Origin of the sequence: Arthrobacter sp. U41 (assembly GCF_007679325.1) — a bacterium.
In the GTDB taxonomy this organism is placed as follows: Bacteria; Actinomycetota; Actinomycetes; order Actinomycetales; family Micrococcaceae; genus Arthrobacter.
Window position 1 is genome coordinate 142,072 of record NZ_VEGI01000001.1, and the last position, 22,451, is coordinate 164,522.

15 protein-coding genes are annotated in these 22,451 nt (G+C 67.2%); 10 read left to right on the forward strand and 5 right to left on the reverse strand.

The genetic code is table 11. The features are described 5' to 3' along the window. Positions 1-42: 42 nt before the first annotated feature. Positions 43-1,524, forward strand: a complete 1,482-nt coding sequence (gene rpsA / locus FS787_RS00680) for a 30S ribosomal protein S1 (protein ID WP_056433914.1) — start codon at positions 43-45, stop codon at positions 1,522-1,524. Positions 1,525-2,133: 609 nt separating this feature from the next. Here rpsA and FS787_RS00685 read toward each other — a convergent pair. Together FS787_RS00685 and FS787_RS00690 are read right to left on the reverse strand one after the other, a co-directional pair. Beyond that, positions 2,134-2,658 carry a GNAT family N-acetyltransferase gene (locus FS787_RS00685; RefSeq protein WP_144670154.1) on the reverse strand — a complete coding sequence of 175 codons (525 nt, stop codon included), beginning with the start codon at positions 2,656-2,658 and terminating at the stop codon, positions 2,134-2,136. After that, positions 2,642-3,343, reverse strand: a complete 702-nt coding sequence (locus FS787_RS00690; protein WP_260982335.1) for a YigZ family protein — start codon at positions 3,341-3,343, stop codon at positions 2,642-2,644. Before FS787_RS00690 ends, FS787_RS00685 begins: the two co-directional genes overlap by 17 nt. Positions 3,344-3,365: 22 nt before the next feature. Here FS787_RS00690 and coaE point away from each other — a divergent pair, with 22 nt between their 5' ends. The 4 genes from coaE to FS787_RS00710 all read left to right on the forward strand — a co-directional run bounded on the left by coaE (position 3,366) and on the right by FS787_RS00710 (position 9,463). Then, positions 3,366-4,688, forward strand: coding sequence for a dephospho-CoA kinase (gene coaE / locus FS787_RS00695; protein ID WP_144670156.1), 1,323 nt, complete (start codon positions 3,366-3,368; stop codon positions 4,686-4,688). 40 nt (positions 4,689-4,728) lie between these two features. After that, positions 4,729-6,810: an excinuclease ABC subunit UvrB gene (gene uvrB, locus FS787_RS00700; RefSeq protein ID WP_144670158.1), complete on the forward strand. Its 2,082-nt coding sequence runs from the start codon at positions 4,729-4,731 to the stop codon at positions 6,808-6,810. Between the two features lie 175 nt (positions 6,811-6,985). Next, positions 6,986-8,014, forward strand: a complete 1,029-nt coding sequence (locus FS787_RS00705) for a TerC family protein (protein WP_144670160.1) — start codon at positions 6,986-6,988, stop codon at positions 8,012-8,014. Positions 8,015-8,041: 27 nt separating this feature from the next. Next, entirely contained in the window at positions 8,042-9,463 is a 1,422-nt protein-coding gene (locus FS787_RS00710; RefSeq protein ID WP_260982336.1) for an MFS transporter, read from the forward strand. 47 nt (positions 9,464-9,510) lie between these two features. On the opposite strand, the gene FS787_RS00715 is transcribed toward FS787_RS00710, so the two are convergent. The 3 genes from FS787_RS00715 to FS787_RS00725 form a co-directional block, all read right to left on the reverse strand. Continuing rightward, on the reverse strand, positions 9,511-10,785 hold the full coding sequence (locus FS787_RS00715; RefSeq protein ID WP_144671796.1) for an alpha/beta fold hydrolase: 1,275 nt from the start codon (positions 10,783-10,785) through the stop codon (positions 9,511-9,513). 178 nt (positions 10,786-10,963) lie between these two features. After that, positions 10,964-11,461, reverse strand: coding sequence for a GNAT family N-acetyltransferase (locus tag FS787_RS00720; protein WP_144670162.1), 498 nt, complete (start codon positions 11,459-11,461; stop codon positions 10,964-10,966). A 97-nt stretch (positions 11,462-11,558) separates the two neighbouring features. After that, complete coding sequence (locus tag FS787_RS00725; RefSeq protein WP_144670164.1) at positions 11,559-14,105, reverse strand: RNA helicase; 2,547 nt, start codon at positions 14,103-14,105, stop codon at positions 11,559-11,561. Positions 14,106-14,301: 196 nt separating this feature from the next. On the opposite strand from FS787_RS00725, the gene FS787_RS00730 reads away from it, so the two are divergent. The 5 genes from FS787_RS00730 (at position 14,302) to uvrA (ending at position 22,371) form a co-directional block, all read left to right on the forward strand. After that, positions 14,302-15,081 carry a trans-aconitate 2-methyltransferase gene (locus FS787_RS00730; protein ID WP_144670166.1) on the forward strand — a complete coding sequence of 260 codons (780 nt, stop codon included), beginning with the start codon at positions 14,302-14,304 and terminating at the stop codon, positions 15,079-15,081. Positions 15,082-15,223: 142 nt separating this feature from the next. Next, a complete protein-coding gene (locus FS787_RS00735) occupies positions 15,224-16,951 on the forward strand; it encodes an ABC transporter ATP-binding protein (RefSeq protein ID WP_186329059.1) in 1,728 nt (575 codons plus the stop codon). Between the two features lie 197 nt (positions 16,952-17,148). Next, positions 17,149-18,903 (forward strand): ABC transporter ATP-binding protein, encoded by a 1,755-nt coding sequence (locus tag FS787_RS00740; RefSeq protein ID WP_144671800.1) that lies wholly within the window; start codon positions 17,149-17,151, stop codon positions 18,901-18,903. Next, positions 18,900-19,301, forward strand: a complete 402-nt coding sequence (locus FS787_RS00745; protein WP_144670168.1) for a GntR family transcriptional regulator — start codon at positions 18,900-18,902, stop codon at positions 19,299-19,301. The genes FS787_RS00740 and FS787_RS00745 overlap by 4 nt, the downstream gene beginning before the upstream one ends. A gap of 229 nt (positions 19,302-19,530) precedes the next feature. Next, positions 19,531-22,371 (forward strand): excinuclease ABC subunit UvrA, encoded by a 2,841-nt coding sequence (gene uvrA, locus FS787_RS00750; RefSeq protein ID WP_186329119.1) that lies wholly within the window; start codon positions 19,531-19,533, stop codon positions 22,369-22,371. The last annotated feature ends 80 nt before the right edge of the window (positions 22,372-22,451 follow it).

Genomic DNA, 22,451 nt, shown 5'->3' on the forward strand with positions numbered 1-22,451 from the left:
TTTGCCTGACCGACTAACTATCCACAACGGAGCCCCTACTACATGACCATCACCTCAACCGAGAAGCCCGGTACCCCCGTAGTCGCGATTAACGACATCGGTACCGCTGAGGACTTCCTCGCAGCAGTCGACGCCACCATCAAGTACTTCAACGACGGAGACCTCGTCGAAGGTACCGTCGTCAAGGTCGACCGCGACGAAGTTCTGCTCGACATCGGTTACAAGACCGAAGGTGTCATTCCCTCCCGCGAGCTTTCCATCAAGCACGATGTTGATCCCGGAGACGTCGTCTCCGTTGGCGATCTCGTCGAAGCCCTGGTGCTCACCAAGGAAGACAAAGAAGGCCGCCTGATCCTCTCCAAGAAGCGTGCTCAGTACGAGCGCGCCTGGGGCGACATCGAGAAGGTCAAGGAAGAAGACGGTGTCGTTACCGGTACCGTCATCGAGGTTGTCAAGGGTGGTCTTATCCTCGACATCGGTCTGCGCGGCTTCCTGCCCGCATCCCTCGTCGAGATGCGCCGTGTGCGCGACCTCGCTCCGTACATCGGTCAGCAGATCGAAGCCAAGATCATCGAGCTGGACAAGAACCGCAACAACGTTGTGCTGTCCCGCCGTGCATGGCTCGAGCAGACCCAGTCCGAGGTCCGCTCCACGTTCCTCAACAAGCTGGAAAAGGGCCAGGTTCGTCCCGGCGTCGTTTCCTCCATCGTCAACTTCGGTGCCTTCGTGGACCTGGGCGGCGTAGACGGCCTCGTTCACGTTTCCGAGCTGTCCTGGAAGCACATCGACCACCCGTCCGAGGTTGTCGAAGTTGGCCAGGAAGTCACCGTCGAGGTTCTCGAGGTCGACCTGGACCGCGAGCGTGTGTCCCTGTCGCTCAAGGCTACGCAGGAAGATCCGTGGCAGACCTTCGCCCGCACCCACGCCCTCGGGCAGGTTGTGCCGGGTAAGGTCACCAAGCTGGTTCCGTTCGGCGCGTTCGTTCGCGTTGAAGACGGCATCGAAGGCCTGGTCCACATCTCCGAGCTCGCCGTGCGCCACGTTGAGCTGGCCGAGCAGGTTGTCTCCGTTGGTGACGAGCTGTTCGTCAAGGTCATCGACATCGACCTGGAACGCCGCCGCATCTCGCTGTCCCTCAAGCAGGCCAACGAGGGCGTCGACGCCGAGTCCACCGAATTCGATCCGGCTCTCTACGGCATGGCCGCTGAGTACGACGAAGAGGGCAACTACAAGTACCCGGAGGGCTTCGATCCGGAGTCCAACGAGTGGCTTGAAGGCTACGAGACGCAGCGCGCCGCCTGGGAGCAGCAGTACGCTGACGCCCAGACCCGCTGGGAAGCCCACAAGAAGCAGGTTGCCCAGCACGCTGCCGACGACGCTGCAGCTGCAACGTCCGGCGAGAGCGACTCCGGCACCACCAGCTACTCCTCCGAGCCGGCTGCAGCCGAGTCCACCACCGGTGGCGGCACGCTCGCTTCCGACGAGGCTCTTGCAGCACTGCGCGAGAAGCTGACCGGCAACTAATTGCCCTTGGTTCCCGGGGAGACACCTCCCCGGGGCCTGGCAGTTGCCAGCTTGAAGTAGCACCGTGAAGGTGGCCGTCCCCCAGGGGCGGCCACCTTTCATTTAAGGACATGCCCAGCGGTGGCCCACCTCCGCGCTGGACATGCTCAGTCTTGGTCGCAGCCACGGGACATAGGGCATTATGTCCAGTCTTGGATGCGTGCACAGGGCATGCCCTGCTCCAAGGGTGCGCTGGCGCCGGGTCCAGGGGGACATGCCCATTGTTTGACACTCACTTCGTTGGACATGCTCAGTGTTGGTCGCAGCCACGGGACATAGGGCATTATGTCCAATCTTGGGCGCGCGCTCAGGGCATGCCCTGCTCCAAGGGTGCGCTGGCGCCGGGTCCGGGGGGGCATGCCCATTCGAGGGTACTCGAGCCGGGGGACTTGCCCCTGGTCGGTACGCGCCTCGCGGGACATCCCCATTGTTTGACACTCACTCCGCGGGACATGCTCAGTCGTGGGCGCAGCCACTGGACATAGGGCACTATGTCCAGTGGCGGTGGCGAGCGTGGGGCATGTCCGGTGGGGGTGCGGCGGCGCGTCGCGGGCCGTGGGACATGTCCAGCTAGCGCAGCGGGATCCTGGCTCTGACCGGGACAGCGGCGGCGTCGGAGGCCTGGCCTTCCTCCAGTTCGGCCCCGGCCGAGCGCAGCAGCATAAGGGCCGCGGTGTTCCCGGCCGTTGTGTCGGCTTCCAGGACCGTGGCGCCGGACGCGGCAGCCCTGTCCATCACCAATCGAAGGGCCTCCCGCGCGATTCCCTGGCCGCGGAAGCTGCGGCCCAGCCAGATGCCCGTTTCCAGGGAGCCTGCTCCGGTCCGCTTGAGCCGGATGGAACCGGCCAGTTTCCCGTCGCAGGTGATCGCCCAGCTTTTCTGCTGCGCAGGCCCGTCGAGTCCCGCCGCGGCATGGTGATATTCGCGGAACCAGCTGATCCGTTCCGAATTCCAGCCGGCCGCGCTGCCCAGCGGCGGCGTCACCTCGTCAGCGTCGGCGTCCTGGATCGCCACTGTCAGGAGCTGCTCCAGGACCGCGTCGGTCACGTCCACGAGCCGGACCGGGGCGGGTAACGGGTCAGTTGAGGGGGACATCGATCCACTCCGTTTCTCCAGGCAGCAATACGGCGGTTCCGGCTGACAGCCCGGCCAGCCGGTCACCCGCCCGGGCCAGGACCTCCGGATCGTCCGGCAGGGCCAGCCTCAGAACAGTAGTCTGCGCCTCATAACTGGTTTCGGCCATGACATAGCCCGCGGCGCGCAGGTCATTCTCCAGCCGGCCGGCAGCCGTGTGCGGGACCTCCACGGTGCAGATCCGCAGCCGCCGCCGTTGCACCAGCGGTGCCCGGTCCAGGGCAGCGCTCACGGATTCGGAGTAGGCCCGGACCAGTCCGCCGGCGCCGAGCAGGATCCCGCCGAAGTAGCGGACGACGACGGCGGTCACGTCGCTGAGGTCCGTCACGCCGGGCGCGGTTTCGCGCTTGAGCAGCGCGTCAAGCATGGGCAGGCCCGCGGTGCCGGACGGCTCGCCGTCGTCGTTGGAGCGTTGTATGCCGCGGTCCGGACCGAGCACGAAGGCGGAGCAGTGGTGCCGCGCGTCGTGGAATTCCTTCCGGAGCCCGGCGAGAACCGACCGGGCGCTGTCCTCATCCGCGGTGCGGTGCAGCACGGTGATGAAGCGGGAGCGTTTCACCTCGATCTCGTGGCGGAATTCGGGACCGGCGGCCAGGGCGGTGTAAACGGTGGCCCTGCTCTCCGGATAATCCACGCCTTCAGCCACCGGATCAGTTTAGTCTGGTGGGGTGCTGAAAATCGGGTTGACGGGCGGCATCGCCTCAGGGAAGTCAGTGGCGGCCGCGCGCCTGCGTGAACTCGGCGCGGTGGTGATCGACGCCGATGCCCTGGCCCGCGAGGTTGTTGAACCGGGAACGCCGGGACTCGCGCAGGTGGCCGGGGCGTTCAGCAAGGCCATCCTGACGCCCGACGGCGGCCTGGACCGGCCGAAGCTCGGCGCCCTTGTTTTCGGGAACCCGGAACGCCTGGGCGTGCTCAACGGCATCATCCATCCCCTCGTCAGGGAACGGGCCGCCGCGCTGGCCGCCGCCGCACCGAAGGGCGCCGTGGTGGTCCAGGACATCCCCCTGCTGGTCGAGACCGGACAGGGTGCGAACTTCCACCTCGTGGTGGTCGTTGACGCGCCTGACGCCGTCCGGGTCCAGCGCATGGTGCAGCACCGGCACCTGACCGCGGACGAAGCCCGTGCGCGGATGGCCGCCCAGGCGGGCCGCGACGAGCGGCTGGCGGCGGCCGACGTCGTGCTGGACAACTCGGGCACCAAGGACGAACTGCGGGATGCGGTGGACCGGCTCTGGAAGTTCCGCCTGGCACCCTTCGCGGAGAACCTGTCCCGGCACCGCGTCGCACCCCGCCCGGGCGGGCCGGTGCTCACGGCTGCCAACCCGGAGTGGCCCGCGCAGGCCGGCCGGCTCATTGCCCGGCTGCGGGCGGCCGTGGGGGAGGACATCCTGGCCCTGGACCATGTCGGGTCGACGGCGGTCCCCGGCCTCGCCGCGAAAGACGTGATCGACCTCCAGCTCGGGGTGGAGGACATGGCCGCCGCCGAGCGGATCGCGCCGCTCCTGGCCGACGCGGGTTTCCCCGGGTGGGCCGGCGTCTCCTCCGACAACCCCAAACCCTCGCACCCGGACCCTGCGGACTGGCGCAAGCGACTGCACGGCAACGCCGACCCCGGCCGGGCGGTCAATCTCCACGTCCGCGCCCTGGGGTCCCCGGGCTGGCGGTTTGCGCTCTGCTTCCGGGACTGGCTGCGCGACGACGCAACCGCCCGGGCCGCGTACCTGGCCGAGAAGCGCCGGGTCGCCAAACTGCATGGTGTGGACAAGTCCACCGCAGGCTACGCCGCCGACAAGGAAGGCTGGTTCACCGAGTACGCCGCGCCGCGGATGGATGCGTGGGCGCAGCGCACCGGGTGGCAGCCGCCGTCGTACACGGCCCCTGACGGGGCCGCTGTCCAGGGAACCGGACCGGGAACAGGCCTGGAGACCGGACCGGGAACAGGCCCGAAGACCCGGACGGACTCCGGCTCCGGTACCGCCCAAAGCTGAATCAGGACATCCTGTCGGAGCCCGGCGGTAGATTAGATACATGAGTCTTGCCCAGCAGATCAACCGTGTCGTGGCGCCCTTCGAGGTCATCAGCGAGTTCAAGCCGGCAGGTGACCAGCCGGCCGCCATCGCGGAGCTGACTGAACGCATCCAGAATGGCGAGAAAGACGTGGTGCTGCTCGGCGCCACCGGAACCGGTAAAAGCGCTACGACGGCGTGGCTGATCGAGCAGGTCCAGCGGCCCACCCTGGTGATGGTGCAGAACAAGACCCTTGCCGCCCAGCTGGCCAACGAGTTCCGGGAGCTGCTGCCGAACAACGCGGTGGAGTACTTCGTCTCCTATTACGACTACTACCAGCCCGAGGCCTACGTGGCGCAGACGGACACCTTCATCGAGAAGGACTCCTCCGTCAACGAGGAAGTCGAACGGCTCCGTCACTCCGCCACCAACGCGCTGCTGACCCGCCGCGACGTGATTGTGGTGGCCACGGTGTCCTGCATCTACGGCCTCGGCACCCCGGAAGAATACATCGCCGGGATGGTGACGCTCCGCAAGGGCGCGGAGATGAACCGCGACGACCTGCTCCGGAAATTCGTCTCCATGCAGTACGCCCGCAACGACATGGACTTCCACCGCGGCACCTTCCGGGTCCGCGGCGACACCGTGGAGATCATTCCGATGTACGAGGAACTCGCCATCCGGATCGAGTTCTTCGGTGACGAGATAGAAAACATCTACACCCTGCACCCCCTGACCGGTGAAGTGCTCCGGGAAGAGACCGAAATGTACGTCTTCCCGGCCTCCCACTATGTGGCCGGCCCGGAACGCATGGGCCGCGCGATCAAGAGGATCGAGGACGAACTGGCCGAGCGCCTCGCGGTGCTGGAGGGCCAGAACAAGCTCGTCGAGGCCCAGCGCCTCCGGATGCGCACCACCTATGACCTCGAGATGATGCAGCAGATGGGATTCTGCAACGGGATCGAGAACTATTCCTCGCACATCGATGGCCGCGCCCGCGGGACCGCGCCGCACTGCCTCCTCGACTACTTCCCGGACGACTTCCTGCTGGTCATCGATGAATCCCACGTCACCGTGCCGCAGATCGGCGCCATGTACGAGGGCGACATGTCCCGGAAGCGGAACCTCGTGGACCACGGTTTCCGGCTGCCCTCCGCGATGGACAACCGCCCGCTGAAATGGGACGAGTTCCAGGAGCGCGTGGGCCAGACCGTGTACCTCTCCGCAACACCGGGCAAGTTCGAGCTGGGGAAGGCGGACGGCTTCGTCCAGCAGATCATCCGGCCCACCGGGCTGATCGACCCCGAGGTGATCGTGAAGCCCACGAAGGGCCAGATCGATGACCTGCTCGGCGAGATCAGGGACCGCACCGCGAAAAACGAGCGCGTCCTGGTCACCACCCTGACGAAGCGGATGGCCGAGGACCTCACTGACTATCTGCTGGGCCACGGCGTGAAGGTCGAGTACCTGCACTCGGACGTGGACACGCTCCGCCGGGTGGAGCTGCTCCGTGAGCTTCGGATGGGCGTCTTCGACGTGCTGGTCGGCATCAACCTGCTCCGCGAGGGCCTGGACCTTCCCGAGGTGTCACTGGTCAGCATCCTGGACGCGGACAAGGAAGGCTTCCTGCGGTCCTCCACCTCGCTGATCCAGACGATCGGCCGTGCCGCCCGCAACGTCTCCGGCCAGGTCCACATGTACGCGGACCGCATCACGGATTCGATGGCGCACGCCATCGATGAGACCAACCGGCGCCGGGCCATCCAGGTGGCCTACAACACCGAAAAAGGTATCGACCCGCAGCCGCTGCGGAAGAAGATCGCCGACATTACGGACCAGATCGCCAAGGAGGACGCCGACACCCGCGAACTCCTCGCCAGCGCGGGCAAGGCCCGCGGCAAGGGCAAAGGCTCGGCGAAGGTCCGCGCCGACGGCCTCGCGGCCGCGCCGGCCGAGGATCTGGTGGGCCTGATCGAGCAGCTCACGGAGCAGATGCATGCCGCCGCCGGGGAACTGCAGTTCGAGCTCGCGGCACGGCTCCGGGACGAAGTGGGGGAGCTTAAGAAGGAGCTGCGTCAAATGCAGTCCGCGGGGCACGCCTAGGGTAATGTTGGGCGGACGTAGGGGAGTATCCCAAGCGCTACGATCGTCAACACGCACGGCATAGATGCCCTGCCGGGCGTAGCGGGCAGCCAGGCAGTACCAGGTACGTCGTACCGGACCCAGGCCAGTCGGAGAGACTTACACCGCACCGTCACACCCTGCGAAAGGTATCTTCGTGCCCGAACTTCCCGTCTGGTTTGAGATCGGCTCCTTCGTCGTCCTCGGCATCATCCTGGCCATTGACCTGCTGCTGGTCCTCAAGCGTCCGCACGAGCCCTCCATGAAGGAGGCCGGCCTGTGGGTGTCGTTCTACATCGCCCTCGCCCTGCTCTTTGCCGGCGCCATGTTCGCGTTCACCGGCCCTGAATACGGCGGGCAGTTCCTTGCCGGCTGGGTGACTGAGTACAGCCTCAGCATCGACAACCTGTTCGTTTTCATCATCATCATGGCCCGCTTCTCGGTACCTCGTAAGTACCAGCAGGAAGTCCTGATGGTGGGCATCATCATCGCCCTGATCCTCCGCGGCATCTTCATCCTGCTCGGTGCGATCGTGATCGAACAGTTCAGCTGGGTCTTCTACATCTTCGGCGTCTTCCTGCTATGGACCGCATGGAAGCAGGCCCAGGACGAGGGTGAGGACGAGGAAGACAAGGAAAACCCGCTCATCGCCCGGATCCGCAAGGTCCTGCCGATGTCGGAGAAGTTCGACGGCGGCAAACTCCGCACCGTGGTGGACGGCAAGAAGGTCTTCACTCCGATGCTGATCGTCTTCGTGACCATCGGCCTGACGGACCTGCTCTTCGCGGTGGACTCCATCCCGGCCATCTTCGGCCTGACCCAGAGCGCGTTTATCGTCTTCACCGCCAACATCTTCGCCCTGATGGGCCTGCGGCAGCTGTACTTCCTGCTCGGCGGCCTGATGACCCGCCTGATCTACCTGAAGCACGCCCTCTCGGTAATCCTCGCCTTCATCGGCGTCAAGCTGATCCTGCACGCGATGCACGTCAACGAACTGCCCTTCATCAACGGCGGCCAGCACATCGAATGGGCCCCCGAGATTCCGACCTTCGTCTCGCTCGGCGTGATCATCGGCACCATCATCATCGCCGTGATCGCCAGCCTGATCAGCTCCAAGGCGACGCAGTCCAAGGTGGATGCCCGGCTCGAAGAGGACTCACGCAAGAGCATGAGCGACGCCGAATAGGCAGCACGGTTCGACTAAGCTCGAACCGTGAAAATCTTTGACACAACGGCAGTGAACGGTACGGCGCTGGATCCCCAACGGGTCCAGCGCCGTACCGTTTGGGTGCTGAGCACCGCGCAGCTCCTCAGCGGAATAGGCAGCGGTGCCAGCCTGTCCGTCGGCTCCCTGCTGGCCGTCCAGCTCTCCGGCTCCAACGCCTGGGCCGGGTCGGTCACCACGATCATGACCCTCGGCGCCGCTGCGGCCGCCCTGCCCCTCGCCGGGCTGGCCGGCCGGCGCGGCCGGCGCGCCTCCCTTATCACGGGCCTGCTGGCCGCCATGGCCGGATCCCTGCTGGTGATCGTGTCCACGGTGACGGGGAACTTCCCGGTGCTGCTGCTGGCCGCGGCCCTGCTGGGCCTCGGCACGGCCGCCAACCTGCAGGCCCGCTTCGCCGCCGTCGACCTCGCCGATGCGGAACACCGCGGCCGCTCCCTGGCGATCGTCGTGTGGGCCGTGACCATCGGCGCCGTCGCCGGTCCCAACCTCATCCGTCCCGGCGCCCTCGTGGGAGAGTCCCTGGGCCTGCCCGCCCTAGCCGGGCCCTTTGTTTTCTCCGCGGCAGGTCTTGCCCTGGCCGCGATGCTGCTGTTCATCGGCCTGCGGCCGGATCCGCTGCTGCTGGCAGCCCGGCTCCGTTCCGGCGGGCCGGCGGCGTCCGCGAGCAACACCGGCAGTGCCGTTAGCGCTGCCGGTGGCACCAGCGTTGCCGGTGGCACCAGCGTTGCCGGCGGCACCAGCAGGGACCGACGGCGGCACGGCCTCCGCCACGGCCTGCGTGCCATCCAGGCCTCGCCGCGGGCGGGGCTGGCGCTCCTGGCAGTGATTGCCGCCCACGGGTGCATGGCCGCCGTGATGTCGATGACGCCCCTGCACCTGCAATTGCTGACCGAGGGCCCGCTGGGCGACATGCCGTCCGGCCACGCCCACGCCGCCAGCACCGACGTCCTGGTCCTGATCGGGTTCACCATCTCGCTGCACATCGCAGGGATGTACGCGCTCTCGCCGGTGATGGGCTGGTTGACGGACAAAACCGGCCGGCTCCCCATTATCCTGCTGGGACACGGCCTGATCCTGCTTTCGGTCCTGGTGGCCGGATTCGGCCAGGCCGAGCCTGCCTTGGTCACCATCGGGCTGGTGCTGCTGGGCCTGGGCTGGTCCGCGGCCACGATTGCCGGTTCCACCCTGCTGGCCGAAAGCGTCGGCGCGGACGACCGCGTCCTCGTGCAGGGCGTCTCCGACACCCTGATGGGGGTCGCGGGGGCGGTGGGGGCAGGCTTCTCCGGACTCGTGATGAGCGGCGTCGGCTACCAGGGCCTCAACATCGCCGCTGCCGCCGTCGCCCTGGCGGTCTTCGCGGTCGCCCTGCGCGCGGCCGCCCTGGACCGCCGGCTGCAACCATCGGCCTGACAGCAGCAGCGTAGCGGCCGGCGCGCAGGCCTGGACCGGGCCGGGACCTAGGCCCTGACGGAGCGGGTCAGGCCGAGGAGCCGGGCAAAGATACCCTCGCCGTCGTCCGCAATGCCGTCATGATGGAAGTCCGCCGACTCCCAGACCTGCAGGCCGCGGACGGCCGCGGCCGTCTCCAGCGAGAGCTCGCGGTCCACATAGATGTCATCGCTATACACAGCCGCGGCCACCGGCACGGTGTTGCGTGCCAGCCGGGCGGGATCGTACAACGGCGGCCAGTCGGCCTTTTCGGCGAGCAGCCCGGCGACGTTCCGCAGCGGCCGGAGGGCGGGATCCTGTTCGAAATACCAGGGGTAGACCATCTCACCGGTGAGCAGCGGTTCGGGGGCCTCCGGGGAGAACTCCGGGAAATCCTGCAGGACCCGCCACGCGGCCCAGTCGGTGGACTCACCCTGGCCGTAGATCGACTCGTGCATCAGCGCATACAGCGGGTTTGCCGAGCGTGACACCAGGCCCCGGACCTGGTCCAGGAAGGTGTCCGAGAGCCGGTCGCCGGCGGGTGTACCGACGAAGGCATCCTCCAGCAGGTGGTGCAGGGCATCCACCCGGGTGTTGCCGCCCAGGAAGGACCCCACCATCTGGAAGCGCTCCACGGTGAGCCGTTCGCCGTCGGGCAGGAATTCCTCCGTGTCGCGAAGGTGCCGGGCAATCCGGGTGACCGCCGCCCGGTCCTCGGGGTAGCGGCCGAAGTATTCCTCGTTGCGCGCCGCCACCCGCTGGAAGGTGGCCCGGTAAACCCGGTCCGCCGGCCCGGTGAGCGGGCCGAGTCCGCCGGTGATCAGGACTTCACGCAGGCCTTCCGGGGCGAACGAGAGGTAGCTGAGGGCGCAGAAGCCGCCGTAGCTCTGGCCGTAGATGGTCCAGGGCCCGGATCCCAGCGCCAGCCGGATGGCTTCGGCGTCGGCGACGATCGAATCCGCCCGGAAGCGGGCCAGGTAGTCCGCCTGGTCGGCGTCGTTCCCCCGCAGCGGGAGTGTCTTGCGGTCGATTGCGGAGGACAGGCCGGTGCCGCGCTGGTCCAGCATCAGAATGCGGAAGTCCTTTGCGGCGGCCTTGCTCCAGCCGCCGAGGGCCGGGAAGCGGTTGCCGCGTCCGCCCGGGCCGCCCTGCAAGTAGAGCAGCCACGGAAGCTGCGCGGCCTCTTCCTCGCTGTGGTCCGTGGAGACGTATTCGCGGGCAAAGACCGTGATGGTCTCACCCGCCGCCGCGTCCTCCCCGAAGTGGTCCAGCGGGACTTCGAAGTAGTGCTCCGCGGTGCGCATTCCGCGGTACTCGTGCCGCGCCTTGATGGTGTGCGGAACGGGCGGCCGCGCTGCCTCCAGCAGGTCCGCCGCGCCGGAGCCGGTCAGCGGCAGGTCTGCACGGCGACCGTCCCCCGCCGACCCCACCGCAAATCGGTCGGCAGACCGGGCAACGGCAGACCGGGAAGGGAGAAGGTGGTCAGCCACGGGCCTGGACCTGGCGGGCGCCGAAGGCCTCCAACGCCTCGCCGGTGAGCCGGAACGTGGACCATTCGTCCATCGGATTGGCACCCAGTTTCTTGTAGAAATTGATGGAGGGCTCGTTCCAGTCCAGGACGCTCCATTCGACGCGCGCGTAGCCGCGCTCGACGGCGGTCGCCGCCAGGTGCTGCAGCAGCGCTTTGCCGTGGCCTTCGCCGCGGGCCTCGGGACGCACGTAGAGGTCCTCGAGGTAGATGCCGTGAACGCCTTCCCAGGTGGAGTAGTTCAGGAACCAGAGGGCGAAGCCCCGGATGTCACCGGCCTCATTTTCCGCCATCGCGGCGAACACCCGAGGGTTCTCGCCGAACAGGACCTCGGTCAGCATCTCCGGGGTGTTCCGGACAGCGTCCGGTTCTTTCTCGTAGATGGCCAGGTCATGGATCATCTGCAGGATTGCGGGGACATCGTTCGCCGTCGCGGGCCGGATTACACTCATTGTCCGAGTTTACAAGTTGTTCGGGCCACCACGTGGTCCTGGAGCACCGGGTGTCCCGCTGTATGCGTTGAGCCGCTGCCGCCGGATCCCGGACATCCTAGAGCCGGTTCACGTCCGTCACCCGCACCACCGCGGTGCCGGTCTCGTCCGACGCCGCGAGGTCCACGTCGGCGGAGATGCCCCAGTCGTGGTTGCCGGCCGGGTCCTCGAAGATCTGCCGGACCTTCCACGTCCCGGTGTCCTCGGTGATGATCAGCAGGCCCGGGCCGCGGGCGTCCGGGCCGGTGCCGATGTCGTCGTGCTCGTCGAAGTAGTCATCCAGCGCGTCCTCCCAGCGCTCGGCGTCCCAGCCGGACCCGGCATCGAGCTCGGCCAGGGCAGCGGCGTCCTCGTCCGCGAAGAGCTCCACCCGGCGGAACATCTCGTTGCGGACCATCACGCGGAAGGCGCGGACGTTGGAGGTCAGCGACGGCGGCGGGGGCGGGGGAGCGTCGTGCGGCGTCGGCGCCTTGCCAGACGTAAGCTCCTCCCACTCGTCCAGCAGGCTGGAGTCGACCTGTCGGACCAGTTCGCCGAGCCACGCGATGAGGTCTTCGAGGTCTTCGCGGAGGGCGTCCTGCGGAACAGTCTGCCGCAGCGCCTTGAAACCGTCGGCGAGGTAGCGCAGCACGATGCCCTCGGAGCGGGCCAGCCCGTAGAACTGGACGAATTCGCCGAAGTTCATCGCGCGCTCGTACATGTCCCGGACCACGGACTTGGGCGCGAGTTCAAAGTCGCCGATCCACGGTGCGGCCCGGCGGTAGACCTCGAAGGACTCGCCCAGGAGCTCCGCCAGCGGCTGCGGGTAGGTGACCTCCTCCAGCATGGCCATGCGCTGGTCGTAGTCGATCCCGTCCGCCTTCATCGCGGCGATCGCCTCGCCGCGGGCCTTCTTCTGCTGCGCGGAGAGGATCTGCCGGGGCTTCTCCAGCGTGGATTCGATCACAGACACCACATCGAGGGCGTACGACGGCGACTCCGGATCCAGCAGGTCCAGGGCTGCGAGGGCGAAGGGGGACAGTGGCTGGTTCAGGGCGAAGTTGGCCTGCAGATGGACCGTGAGCCGGACCGTGCGGCCGTCGGTGCCCTGCTCCTGCAGCGGGATGCGCTCCACGACGCCCGCGGCCAGCAATTCGCGGTAGATTCCGAGGGCCTTCTTCATCAGCTGCAGCTGGGAGGAGCGGGACTCATGGTTTTCGGTGAGCAGCCGCCGCGCGGCCTTGAACGGGTCGCCCGGCCGTTCCATCAGGTTCATCAGCATCGCGTGGGTCACGGTGAAGCTTGACGTCAGCGGGTCCGGAGCGGATTCCACCAGGCGCTGATACGTCGGTTCTCCCCAGGACACGAAACCCTCCGGCGGCTTCTTCTTGACCACCTGGCGGAGCTTTTTCTGGTCGTCGCCGAACTTGGCGGTGGCTTTGGCCATCGCCTTGACGTTCTCTGTGACGTGCTCCGGGGCCTGCACCACGACCGTGCCGGCGGTGTCGTAGCCGGCCCGCCCGGCGCGGCCGGCGATCTGGTGGAATTCCCGGGAGTTCAGCAGCCGCGTGCGGACGCCGTCGTACTTGCTCAGTGCGGTGAGCAGCACGGTGCGGATGGGAACGTTGATGCCCACGCCGAGCGTGTCGGTCCCGCAAATGACCTTGAGCAGTCCGGCCTGGGCCAGCTGTTCCACCAGGCGGCGGTATTTGGGCAGCATGCCGGCGTGGTGGACGCCGATGCCGTGCCGGACCAGCCGGTTGAGGGTCTTGCCGAACCCGGCGGCGAAACGGAAACCGGCGATCAACTCTGCGATCTTGTCCTTCTCCTCGCGGGTGCAGACGTTGATGCTCATCAGGTTCTGGGCCCGGTCGATCGCCTCCACCTGGCTGAAGTGCACCACGTAGACAGGGACCTGCTTTGTCGCCAGCAGTTCCTCGAGGGTCTCGTGCACCGGGGTCTGCTCGTAGTAGTAGTGCAGCGGGATGGGCCGCTCTGCCGAACTGACGGTTGTCGTCGGGCGGCCGGTCAGTTCGGTGATGCCGGCTTCGAAGCGGCTGACGTCGCCCAGCGTTGCGGACATCAGCAGGAATTGCGCCTGGGGGAGTTCCAGCAGCGGCACCTGCCACGCCCAGCCGCGCTGCGGGTCGGAGTAGAAGTGGAATTCGTCCATGATGACGGCGCCGAGATCGGCGGCAGCGCCTTCGCGGAGGGCGATGTTGGCCAGGATTTCCGCGGTGCAGCAGATGATCGGAGCGTCCTGGTTGACGCCGGAGTCGCCGGTGATCATTCCCACGTTCTCGGCGCCGAAGATCTCGCACAGGGCGAAGAACTTCTCCGAGACGAGGGCCTTGATCGGTGCGGTGTAGTAGCTGCGCTGGCCGCGGGCCATGGCCTGGAAGTGGGCGGCGATGGCAACGAGTGATTTCCCGGAGCCGGTGGGGGTCGCCAGGATGACGTTGGCGCCGGCCGCGAGCTCCATAATGGCCTCGTCCTGGGCGGTGTACAGGGCCAGCCCGCGGGTTTCCGTCCACTCGACGAAGCGGGTGTAGAGCTCGTCCGGGTCGAGGCCGGTCCGGCCTGGGACTCGCGCGGCCGGGGCGGGGAGCTGATCAACAAGTTTCATTGCCCCCAGCTTAGTGGCCAGCTTAGTGGCCAGCTTGGCGGCCTGCTTGGTGGCCGGCGCCCGGGCGGCAGCGCCGGGCGGGCTGGGATGAAGCGCCCGGACGGCGCATGCCCCAAGGTCGCGCCTCCTTGGCCGCCGTCCCGGCCGGGGTTAGGCTTCGGACGTCGCGCCGTTCGCCAACGACCGGAGGAAAGCCGTGAAATGGGATCCCGCCAAGTACGTGCAGTTCGGGGACTACCGGGACAGGCCGTACTTCGACCTGACGGCCCGGGTCCATGCGGACTCTCCCAGGCACGTCGTGGACCTCGGCTGCGGTCCCGGGAACCTGACGGCCACCCTTGCCGAGCGGTGGCCCGATGCGAAGGTCACCGGACTGGACTCGTCCGTGGAAATGCTGGCCCAATCAGCGGCCCACGCCGAACGGCTGCCCAACCTCTCCTTCGCGACGGCGGACATCGCCGGCTGGGTGCCCTCGGGGGACACCGACGTCGTCGTCACCAACGCCGCCCTGCAGTGGGTGCCGGGCCACCGGGACATGCTGGTGCGCTGGCTCGCCGCGCTCAAGCCCGGGGCCTGGTTCGCGCTGCAGGTGCCCGGCAACTTCAACGCCCCCTCGCACGCCCTGATGCGCGGGCTGGCGGAGTCGGCGGAATGGCAGGGCCGGCTGGCCGGTGTACTCCGCCACGACGACGTTGTGGGCGAACCCGAGGACTACCTGAACATCATGCTCGACGCCGGCTGCGATGCGGACGCGTGGGAGACCACGTACAGCCAGCTCCTCGCCGGGCCCAACCCCGTCCTGGAATGGGTCCGCGGTACCGGGCTCCGGCCTGTTCTCACCGCGTTGTCCGCCGGGGATGCCCGCGATTTCGAAGCCGAATACTCGGAGCGGCTGGCCGGGGCCTACCCGCCCGGGCCGCACGGAACCGTGTTCCCGTTCCGGCGGATCTTCGCTGTGGCCCGCAAGCGGGAATGACCTCCGGCCCCGGCCTGGTCACGGGGACGGCCGCGGCGTGACAACCGGGCACTGTGTGATCGTGCTTACAATGACCGGGCAGCGTGGGGGCGGCTGCATTGGCGAAGCTGGATCCGTGCCCTGACCTAGTGATGGAGGTTCGGTGCTTATTGGCCTGTTGGGCCGGCTGCTGGCCGCCCACAAAGGAACCGTGCTGGCGATCGTTCTCCTGCAGCTGGTACAGACCACCGCCACCCTCCTCCTCCCCACCCTGAACGCGGCCATCATCGATGACGGCGTCGTCGGCGGGCAGGTCCCGGCGATCGTGCACCTGGGTTCCTGGATGGCCGGGATCGCCCTGGTGCAGGTCATTGCCGCCATCGCTGCCGGCTATCTGGGCGCGGTTACTGCCATGGAACTGGGCCGGCAACTGCGCGAGGAGCTGTTCGCCAAGGTGCAGTCCATGTCGTCCCAGGAAGTCGGCGCTTTCGGCGCGGCCAGCCTCGTCACGAGGGCTACCAACGACGTCGCGCAGATCCAGAACCTGGTAGTCCTCGTGTTCACGATGCTGGTCGCCGCGCCCGCCATCTTTGTCGGGGGCATTCTGCTGGCCATCCACCAGGACGTCGTCCTGTCCGGCATCGTGATCGCGGTGATTCCGGTCCTTGCGGTCATTATGGTCCTGATCGTCCGCCGCCTCGTACCGCTCTACCGGCAGGGCCAGGACCTCATCGACCGGGTCAGCCGGATGCTGCGCGAGCAGATCATCGGCGCCAACGTCATCCGCGGCTTTGTGCGCCAGGGACACGAAATCCGGCGCTTCGATGTGGTCAACAAGGACCTGACGCAGAACAACCTGCGGTCCGCGCTGCTGGTCGCCGGAATGATGCCGCTGATCATGCTCGTGGTGAATCTGTCCTCCGTCGCTGTCGTCTGGTTCGGCGGGCACCGGATCCAGTCCGGCGAAATGCGGCTTGGCGCACTGACAGCATTTATCGCCTACATCCTGCAGATCCTCATCGCGATCATGATGGCGATGTACGTCTTTATGACGGCCCCGCGCGCGGCCGCCTGCGCCGAACGGATCCAGGCGGTCCTCGACACCGCGCCGGCGATCACGGACGGCCCGGGCAGCGACGCACCCAAGGGCAACACCGTGGAATTCCGGAACGTCTCCTTCGCTTATCCCGGGGCCGAGGCCCCGGTCCTCGACGGTGTCAGCTTCACCGCCGCTCCGGGGACCGTGACGGCTGTTATCGGCGCCACCGGGAGCGGCAAAACAACGCTGCTGAATCTGGTGCCCCGGTTCCTGGCCGCCACCGGTGGGCACATCAGCATCGGAGGATGCGATGTCCGGAGCCTGACCCTGGAGACGTTGCGGAGCCTGATCGCCGTCGTGCCCCAGCATTCGTATCTGTTCTCCGGGACGCTTGCCGAGAACCTGCGGATGGCCGCCCCGGGGGCCACCGACGAGGATCTCTGGCGTGTGCTGGGCAGCGCGCAGGCCGGGGAATTTGTCCGGAAGCTGCCGCAGGGGCTGGAAGCGCCGGTGAGCCAGGGCGGCACGAATTTCTCCGGCGGCCAGCGTCAGCGGCTGTGCATCGCCCGGGCGCTGCTACGTGAGGTTCCGGTGTATTTGTTCGATGACAGCTTCTCGGCGCTGGACTACGGCACCGACCACCGGCTCCGCGAGGCGATCGCTCCGCTGCTCCGCACGGCCACCGTTCTGATCGTCGCCGAACGGGTCGCCACGATCGTGGACGCCGGGCTGATCCTGGTTCTTGAGGACGGCCGGCTGGTGGCGCAGGGGACACACCAGCAGCTGATGGACACGTCACCGAGTTACCGGGAGATCGCCGCTTCCCAGCTGGTGCTGGAGGAGACCCTGTGACCCCGGAACAGGCGCTCGACGCCGGCACGGACGCCCCGCCGCGCGACGCCAGGGACCAGTCCCTGGTGGACACGCCCTCCGGCGGGCGCACCGAGGCCCTCCCGGTAGTGGCCGCGGAGGAGGCGCCGACGGGCAGCAGGTTCCGCTGGCGGACCGCCGGGCGGCTGCTCGGACTGCTGCGGCCGTCGGCGTGGCGGATGGCCGGCGTCATCGCCGCCACGTGCGCGTTTGTGGTGCTCAACGTGGCGGCGCCGAAACTCCTCGGTGACGCCACCGACGTCGTGGTTGCCGGTGTGGTGGGGGGTTCCTTCAACCAGGAGGAACTCGCCGCGCTCCTGTCGGGAGTCTCCGTCATCTATCTGGGGGCTTCCTTTTTCAGCTGGATCCAGGGTGCCATGACCGCCGTCGCCGTGCAGCGGCTGAGCTACGGGCTGCGGGCTTCGGTGGAGGAGAAACTGCACGTCCTGCCGTCCGGCCATTTTGACGACCAACACCGCGGGGACGTGCTGAGCCGCGCCACGAACGACGTCGACAACATCGCCCAGGCCCTTAACCAGCTGCTCAACCAGCTGATTATGTCGCTGCTGATGCTGTCCGCTGCCCTGGCCATGATGCTGTGGCTGTCGCCGGTCCTGGCCTTGATCGCACTGATCTCTGTCCCGGTCTCCACGCTCATCACCGTCCTTGTGGCCAGGAAATCCCAGGCCCACTTCACCGAGCAGTGGGGGAGCACGGGCGAGCTGCACGCGCAGCTGGAGGAGTTCTTCACCGGCCACGAGGTCCTCAAGGCCTTCGGGCGGCAGGAGACGGCCGCATCCCGTTTCAAGGACGGCAACGACAAACTGTGCCGCGCCAGCGCTCGCGCGCAGTACGTATCCGGCGTGGTGCAGCCCCTGATGGTCTTTGTATCCAACCTCAACTACGTCGCCGTCGCCGTCGTCGGGGGGCTCCAGGTGCTGGCCGGCGCCATGACCATCGGCGGACTTCAGGCCTTCATTCAGTTCAGCCGGCTCTTCAGCCAGCCAATGGGCCAGATCGGCGGCATGCTGACCCTCACGCAGTCATGCCTCGCCTCGGCCGGGCGGGTCTTCGAACTCCTCGACGCGCCGGAAATCCCGGGGGAGCCCGCCCCTGTCCCGGGAGCCGGCCCGGGCACCCGTAACGGCGCCGCCGCGCCGTCCGGCGCCGCCGGCAGGGTCGGCTTTGAACACGTCACCTTCGGCTACAGCCCGGCTGCCCCCGCGGTCCGGGACCTGTCCTTCACAGTGGAACCCGGGCAGACCGTGGCGGTGGTGGGCCACACCGGCGCCGGCAAGACCACCGTGGTGAACCTCCTGATGCGGTTCTACGAACTTGACTCCGGACGGATCAGGGTCGACGGCACGGACATCACGGATCTGCCGCGGGATGCCCTGCGGGCCAAATTCGGTGTCGTGATGCAGGACGCCTGGCTGTTCAGCGGCAGCATCCGGGACAACATCGAGTACGGCAGCCCCGGCGCCGGCGACGCCGAAATCGTGGCCGCCGCGCGCGCCAGCCACGTGGACCAGTTCGTCCGGGCCCTGCCTGCCGGCTACGCCACGGTGCTCGGCAACGACGGGGACTCGCTGAGCCGCGGCCAGCGCCAGCTCATCTCCATCGCCAGGGCGCAACTTGCCGGGCGCAGCATCCTGGTCCTGGACGAGGCCACGAGCTCCGTCGACAGCCGCACCGAGGTGCAGATCCGGCAGGCGATGCAGCGGCTTAGGCAGGGCCGCACGAGCTTCGTCATTGCCCACCGCTTGTCCACCGTCCGCGACGCTGATCTAATTCTGGTCATGGACCAAGGACGGATTGTTGAACAGGGAACCCACCAGCAGCTGATGGCCAAGGGCGGGCACTACCTGAAACTGTACGAGGCGCAGTTCGCCCGCCGCGAACAATCCCGACGCGGCCAGGAGCCCGGACAGTGACCGCCAGCGAAACCTCAGCAACATCAGCGGCACCGTTTCCCGGCTCCTGGCGGCCGAATCCGGGCAGCACCGTCCCCCTCTTTGAACAGCTCCGGCTCAACATCATCGAACGCGCTGACAACGGGACCCTGGCGCCCGGGACCAAGCTCCCAGCAGTCCGGAACCTCGCCGGCGAGCTGGGCGTCGCGCCCCACACGGTAGCGCGCGCCTACAAGGAACTGGAGGCTGCCGGCGTCGTGCTCACCCGGGGACGGAACGGGACGGTGGTGTGCGCCCGGGACGAGGCGTGGAGTTCACTCTCGGCCGCCGCCGCCGATTTCGCGGCTGCGGCCAAAGCCCAGGGTGCCAGCTTCGCCGAGGCCGTTCAGCTGCTCGCCGCGGCGTACGACCGCGAGTAGCGCCCCGCTAACATATCGGCCCGCGTTCCCCGCGCGGGACACAGCCGCGAATGGATACTCGAAGAAGTTTTCGATTAGCATTGGTAGCGTGCCTAAAGCCGTAGCTGAAGATCCAGCCGTTGATGCCCCCGCCGTTCAGGCCCCGACCGCCGTTGATGCCTCCGCAAAACCCGCCTCCGCCAAACCCGGCCGCGAAGCCGGGTCCCGCCCGGCGCTGACCCGGCCGGACATGTCCCGGCTGGTGGTCAAAGGCGCGCGCGAACACAACCTGCGCAACGTGGACCTGGACCTGCCGCGCGACTCCATGATCGTCTTCACGGGCCTCTCCGGCTCAGGCAAGTCATCGCTCGCGTTCGACACCATCTTCGCCGAGGGCCAGCGACGCTACGTCGAGTCACTCTCCGCCTACGCCCGCCAGTTCCTGGGCCAGGTGGACAAGCCCGACGTCGACTTCATCGAGGGCCTCTCACCCGCGGTGTCCATCGACCAGAAGTCCACCAGCAAGAACCCCCGCTCCACCGTGGGCACCATCACGGAAATCTACGACTACATGCGCCTCCTGTGGGCACGTGTGGGCCGACCGCACTGCCCCGTGTGCGGCGAGCCCGTCACCAAGCAGACACCGCAGCAGATTGTGGACCAGCTGCTGGAACTGCCGGAGGGCACCCGCTTCCAAGTCCTTGCGCCGGTGGTCCGCGGCCGCAAGGGCGAATTCGTCGAACTGTTCAAGGAACTCACCGCGAAGGGCTACTCGCGGGCGCGGGTCGATGACAAGCTGATCCAGCTGAGCGATCCCCCCAAGCTTGGCAAGCAGTTCAAGCACACCATTGAAGTGGTGGTCGACCGCCTGGTGGTCAAGGACGGCATCAGCCAGCGCCTCACCGACTCGGTGGAAACCGCCCTGGGCCTGGCCGAAGGCCGGATCCTCGCCGAGTTCGTCGACCTCGACGCCGACGATCCCGAACGCATCAGGGCGTTCTCCGAACACCTTGCCTGCCCCAACGAGCACCCGCTTGCCATCGATGAGATCGAACCCCGGTCCTTCTCCTTCAACAACCCCTTCGGTGCCTGCTCCGCCTGCAGCGGCATCGGCACCAAGCTGGAGGTTGACGAGGAACTGATCATCCCCAACGGGGAGCTGTCCCTCGCGGAGGGGGCCATCGCGCCCTGGTCTCTCGGCACCGCCACCACCGAGTACTGGAACCGCCTGCTCGGCGGGCTCGCCAAGGAACTCGGCTTCTCCATGAACACGCCGTGGGACAAGCTCTCCGAGGACATCCGCCAGACCGTGCTGCACGGCAAGGACCACAAAGTGGTGGTGCAGTACCGCAACCGCTTCGGCCGGGAACGCAAATACAGCACCGGCTTCGAGGGTGTCATCCAGTACGTCCACCGCAAACACCTCGAAACGGACTCGGACTCGGCCCGCGACCGCTACGAGGAATACATGCGGCAGATCCCGTGCCCGGCCTGCAACGGCGCCCGGCTGAACCCGGCGTCGCTCTCGGTGCTGATCAACGGCAAGTCCATCGCCGAAGTCGCCGCCCTGCCGATGCGCGAATGCGCCCACTTCCTGGACAACCTCGTCCTCACCGGCCGCGAAGCCCAGATCGCGAACCAGGTCCTCAAGGAGATCCAGGCCCGCTTGACCTTCCTGCTCGACGTCGGCCTGGAGTACCTGAACCTGGAACGCCCGTCCGGCACGCTGTCCGGCGGCGAGGCCCAGCGCATCCGGCTGGCCACCCAGATCGGTTCCGGCCTTGTGGGCGTGCTCTACGTCCTGGACGAACCGTCCATCGGGCTGCACCAGCGGGACAACCGCCGCCTGATCGAGACGCTCACCCGGCTGCGGGACCTCGGCAACACCCTGATTGTGGTCGAACACGACGAGGACACCATCCAGGAAGCCGACTGGGTGGTGGACATCGGACCGGGAGCCGGTGAACACGGCGGCATGGTGGTGCACTCCGGTTCCTACAAGGAGCTGCTCGAGAACACCGAGTCCCTCACGGGGGATTACCTCTCCGGCCGGAAGCAGATTGAGATCCCCACAAAGCGCCGCAAGTACGACAAAAAGCGCGAACTCAAGGTGGTCGGTGCCAAGGAGAACAACCTCCTGAACGTGGATGCCACCTTCCCGCTGGGCTTGTTCACCGCGGTGACCGGCGTCAGTGGCTCCGGCAAGTCAACCCTGGTCAATGAAATCCTCTACAAGGTCCTGGCCAACAAGCTCAACGGCGCCAAGCAGGTGGCGGGGCGGCACAAGTCGATCAAGGGCCTCGAGCACCTCGACAAGGTGGTCCACGTCGACCAGAGCCCGATCGGCAGGACCCCGCGGTCCAACCCGGCCACCTACACGGGTGTCTTCGACAACATCCGCAAGCTCTTCGCTGACACCACCGAGGCGAAGGTCCGTGGCTACCTCCCGGGCCGGTTCTCCTTCAACGTCAAGGGCGGCCGCTGCGAGGCATGCTCCGGTGACGGAACGCTGAAGATCGAAATGAACTTCCTGCCGGACGTCTACGTGCCCTGCGAGGTCTGCCACGGCGCCCGGTACAACCGCGAAACGCTGGAAGTCCACTACAAGGGCAAGACGATCGCTGATGTCCTGAACATGCCGATCGAGGAAGGCGCGGAGTTCTTCGCCGCCTTCTCGCCGATCGCCCGGCACCTCCGGACCCTCGTCGACGTCGGACTCGGCTATGTCCGGCTGGGCCAGCCCGCCACGACGCTCTCCGGCGGCGAGGCGCAGCGCGTCAAGCTCGCCGCGGAGCTGCAGAAGCGCTCCAACGGCCGCAGCGTCTACGTGCTGGACGAGCCCACCACGGGTCTGCATTTCGAGGACATCCGGAAGCTGCTGCTGGTCCTCCAGGGCCTGGTGGAAAAGGGCAACACGGTCATCACCATCGAGCACAATCTCGACGTCATCAAGAGCGCGGACTGGATCGTCGATCTGGGTCCCGACGGCGGCTCCGGCGGCGGCCGCATTGTCGCCTCGGGCACGCCGGAACAGGTCGCAAAGTCCACGGAGAGCCACACGGCAGGGTTCCTGGCCGACATCCTGGGCTGATACGCCGGGCCCTGTGCATCAGCGGAAGCTGCCGCGGATGCACCGGCCTGCCGGATGACGACATATTCCCGGCGGGGTAT

Coding starts and splice junctions, on each gene's coding strand:
- rpsA (WP_056433914.1), top strand. CDS start 43: ATGACCATCACCTCAACCGAGAAGCCCGGTACCCCCGTAGTCGCGATT.
- FS787_RS00685 (WP_144670154.1), bottom strand. CDS start 2,658: ATGTCCCCCTCAACTGACCCGTTACCCGCCCCGGTCCGGCTCGTGGAC.
- uvrB (WP_144670158.1), top strand. CDS start 4,729: ATGAGTCTTGCCCAGCAGATCAACCGTGTCGTGGCGCCCTTCGAGGTC.
- FS787_RS00715 (WP_144671796.1), bottom strand. CDS start 10,785: ATGCGCACCGCGGAGCACTACTTCGAAGTCCCGCTGGACCACTTCGGG.
- FS787_RS00720 (WP_144670162.1), bottom strand. CDS start 11,461: ATGAGTGTAATCCGGCCCGCGACGGCGAACGATGTCCCCGCAATCCTG.
- FS787_RS00725 (WP_144670164.1), bottom strand. CDS start 14,105: ATGAAACTTGTTGATCAGCTCCCCGCCCCGGCCGCGCGAGTCCCAGGC.
- FS787_RS00740 (WP_144671800.1), top strand. CDS start 17,149: ATGGCCGGCGTCATCGCCGCCACGTGCGCGTTTGTGGTGCTCAACGTG.
- uvrA (WP_186329119.1), top strand. CDS start 19,531: ATGTCCCGGCTGGTGGTCAAAGGCGCGCGCGAACACAACCTGCGCAAC.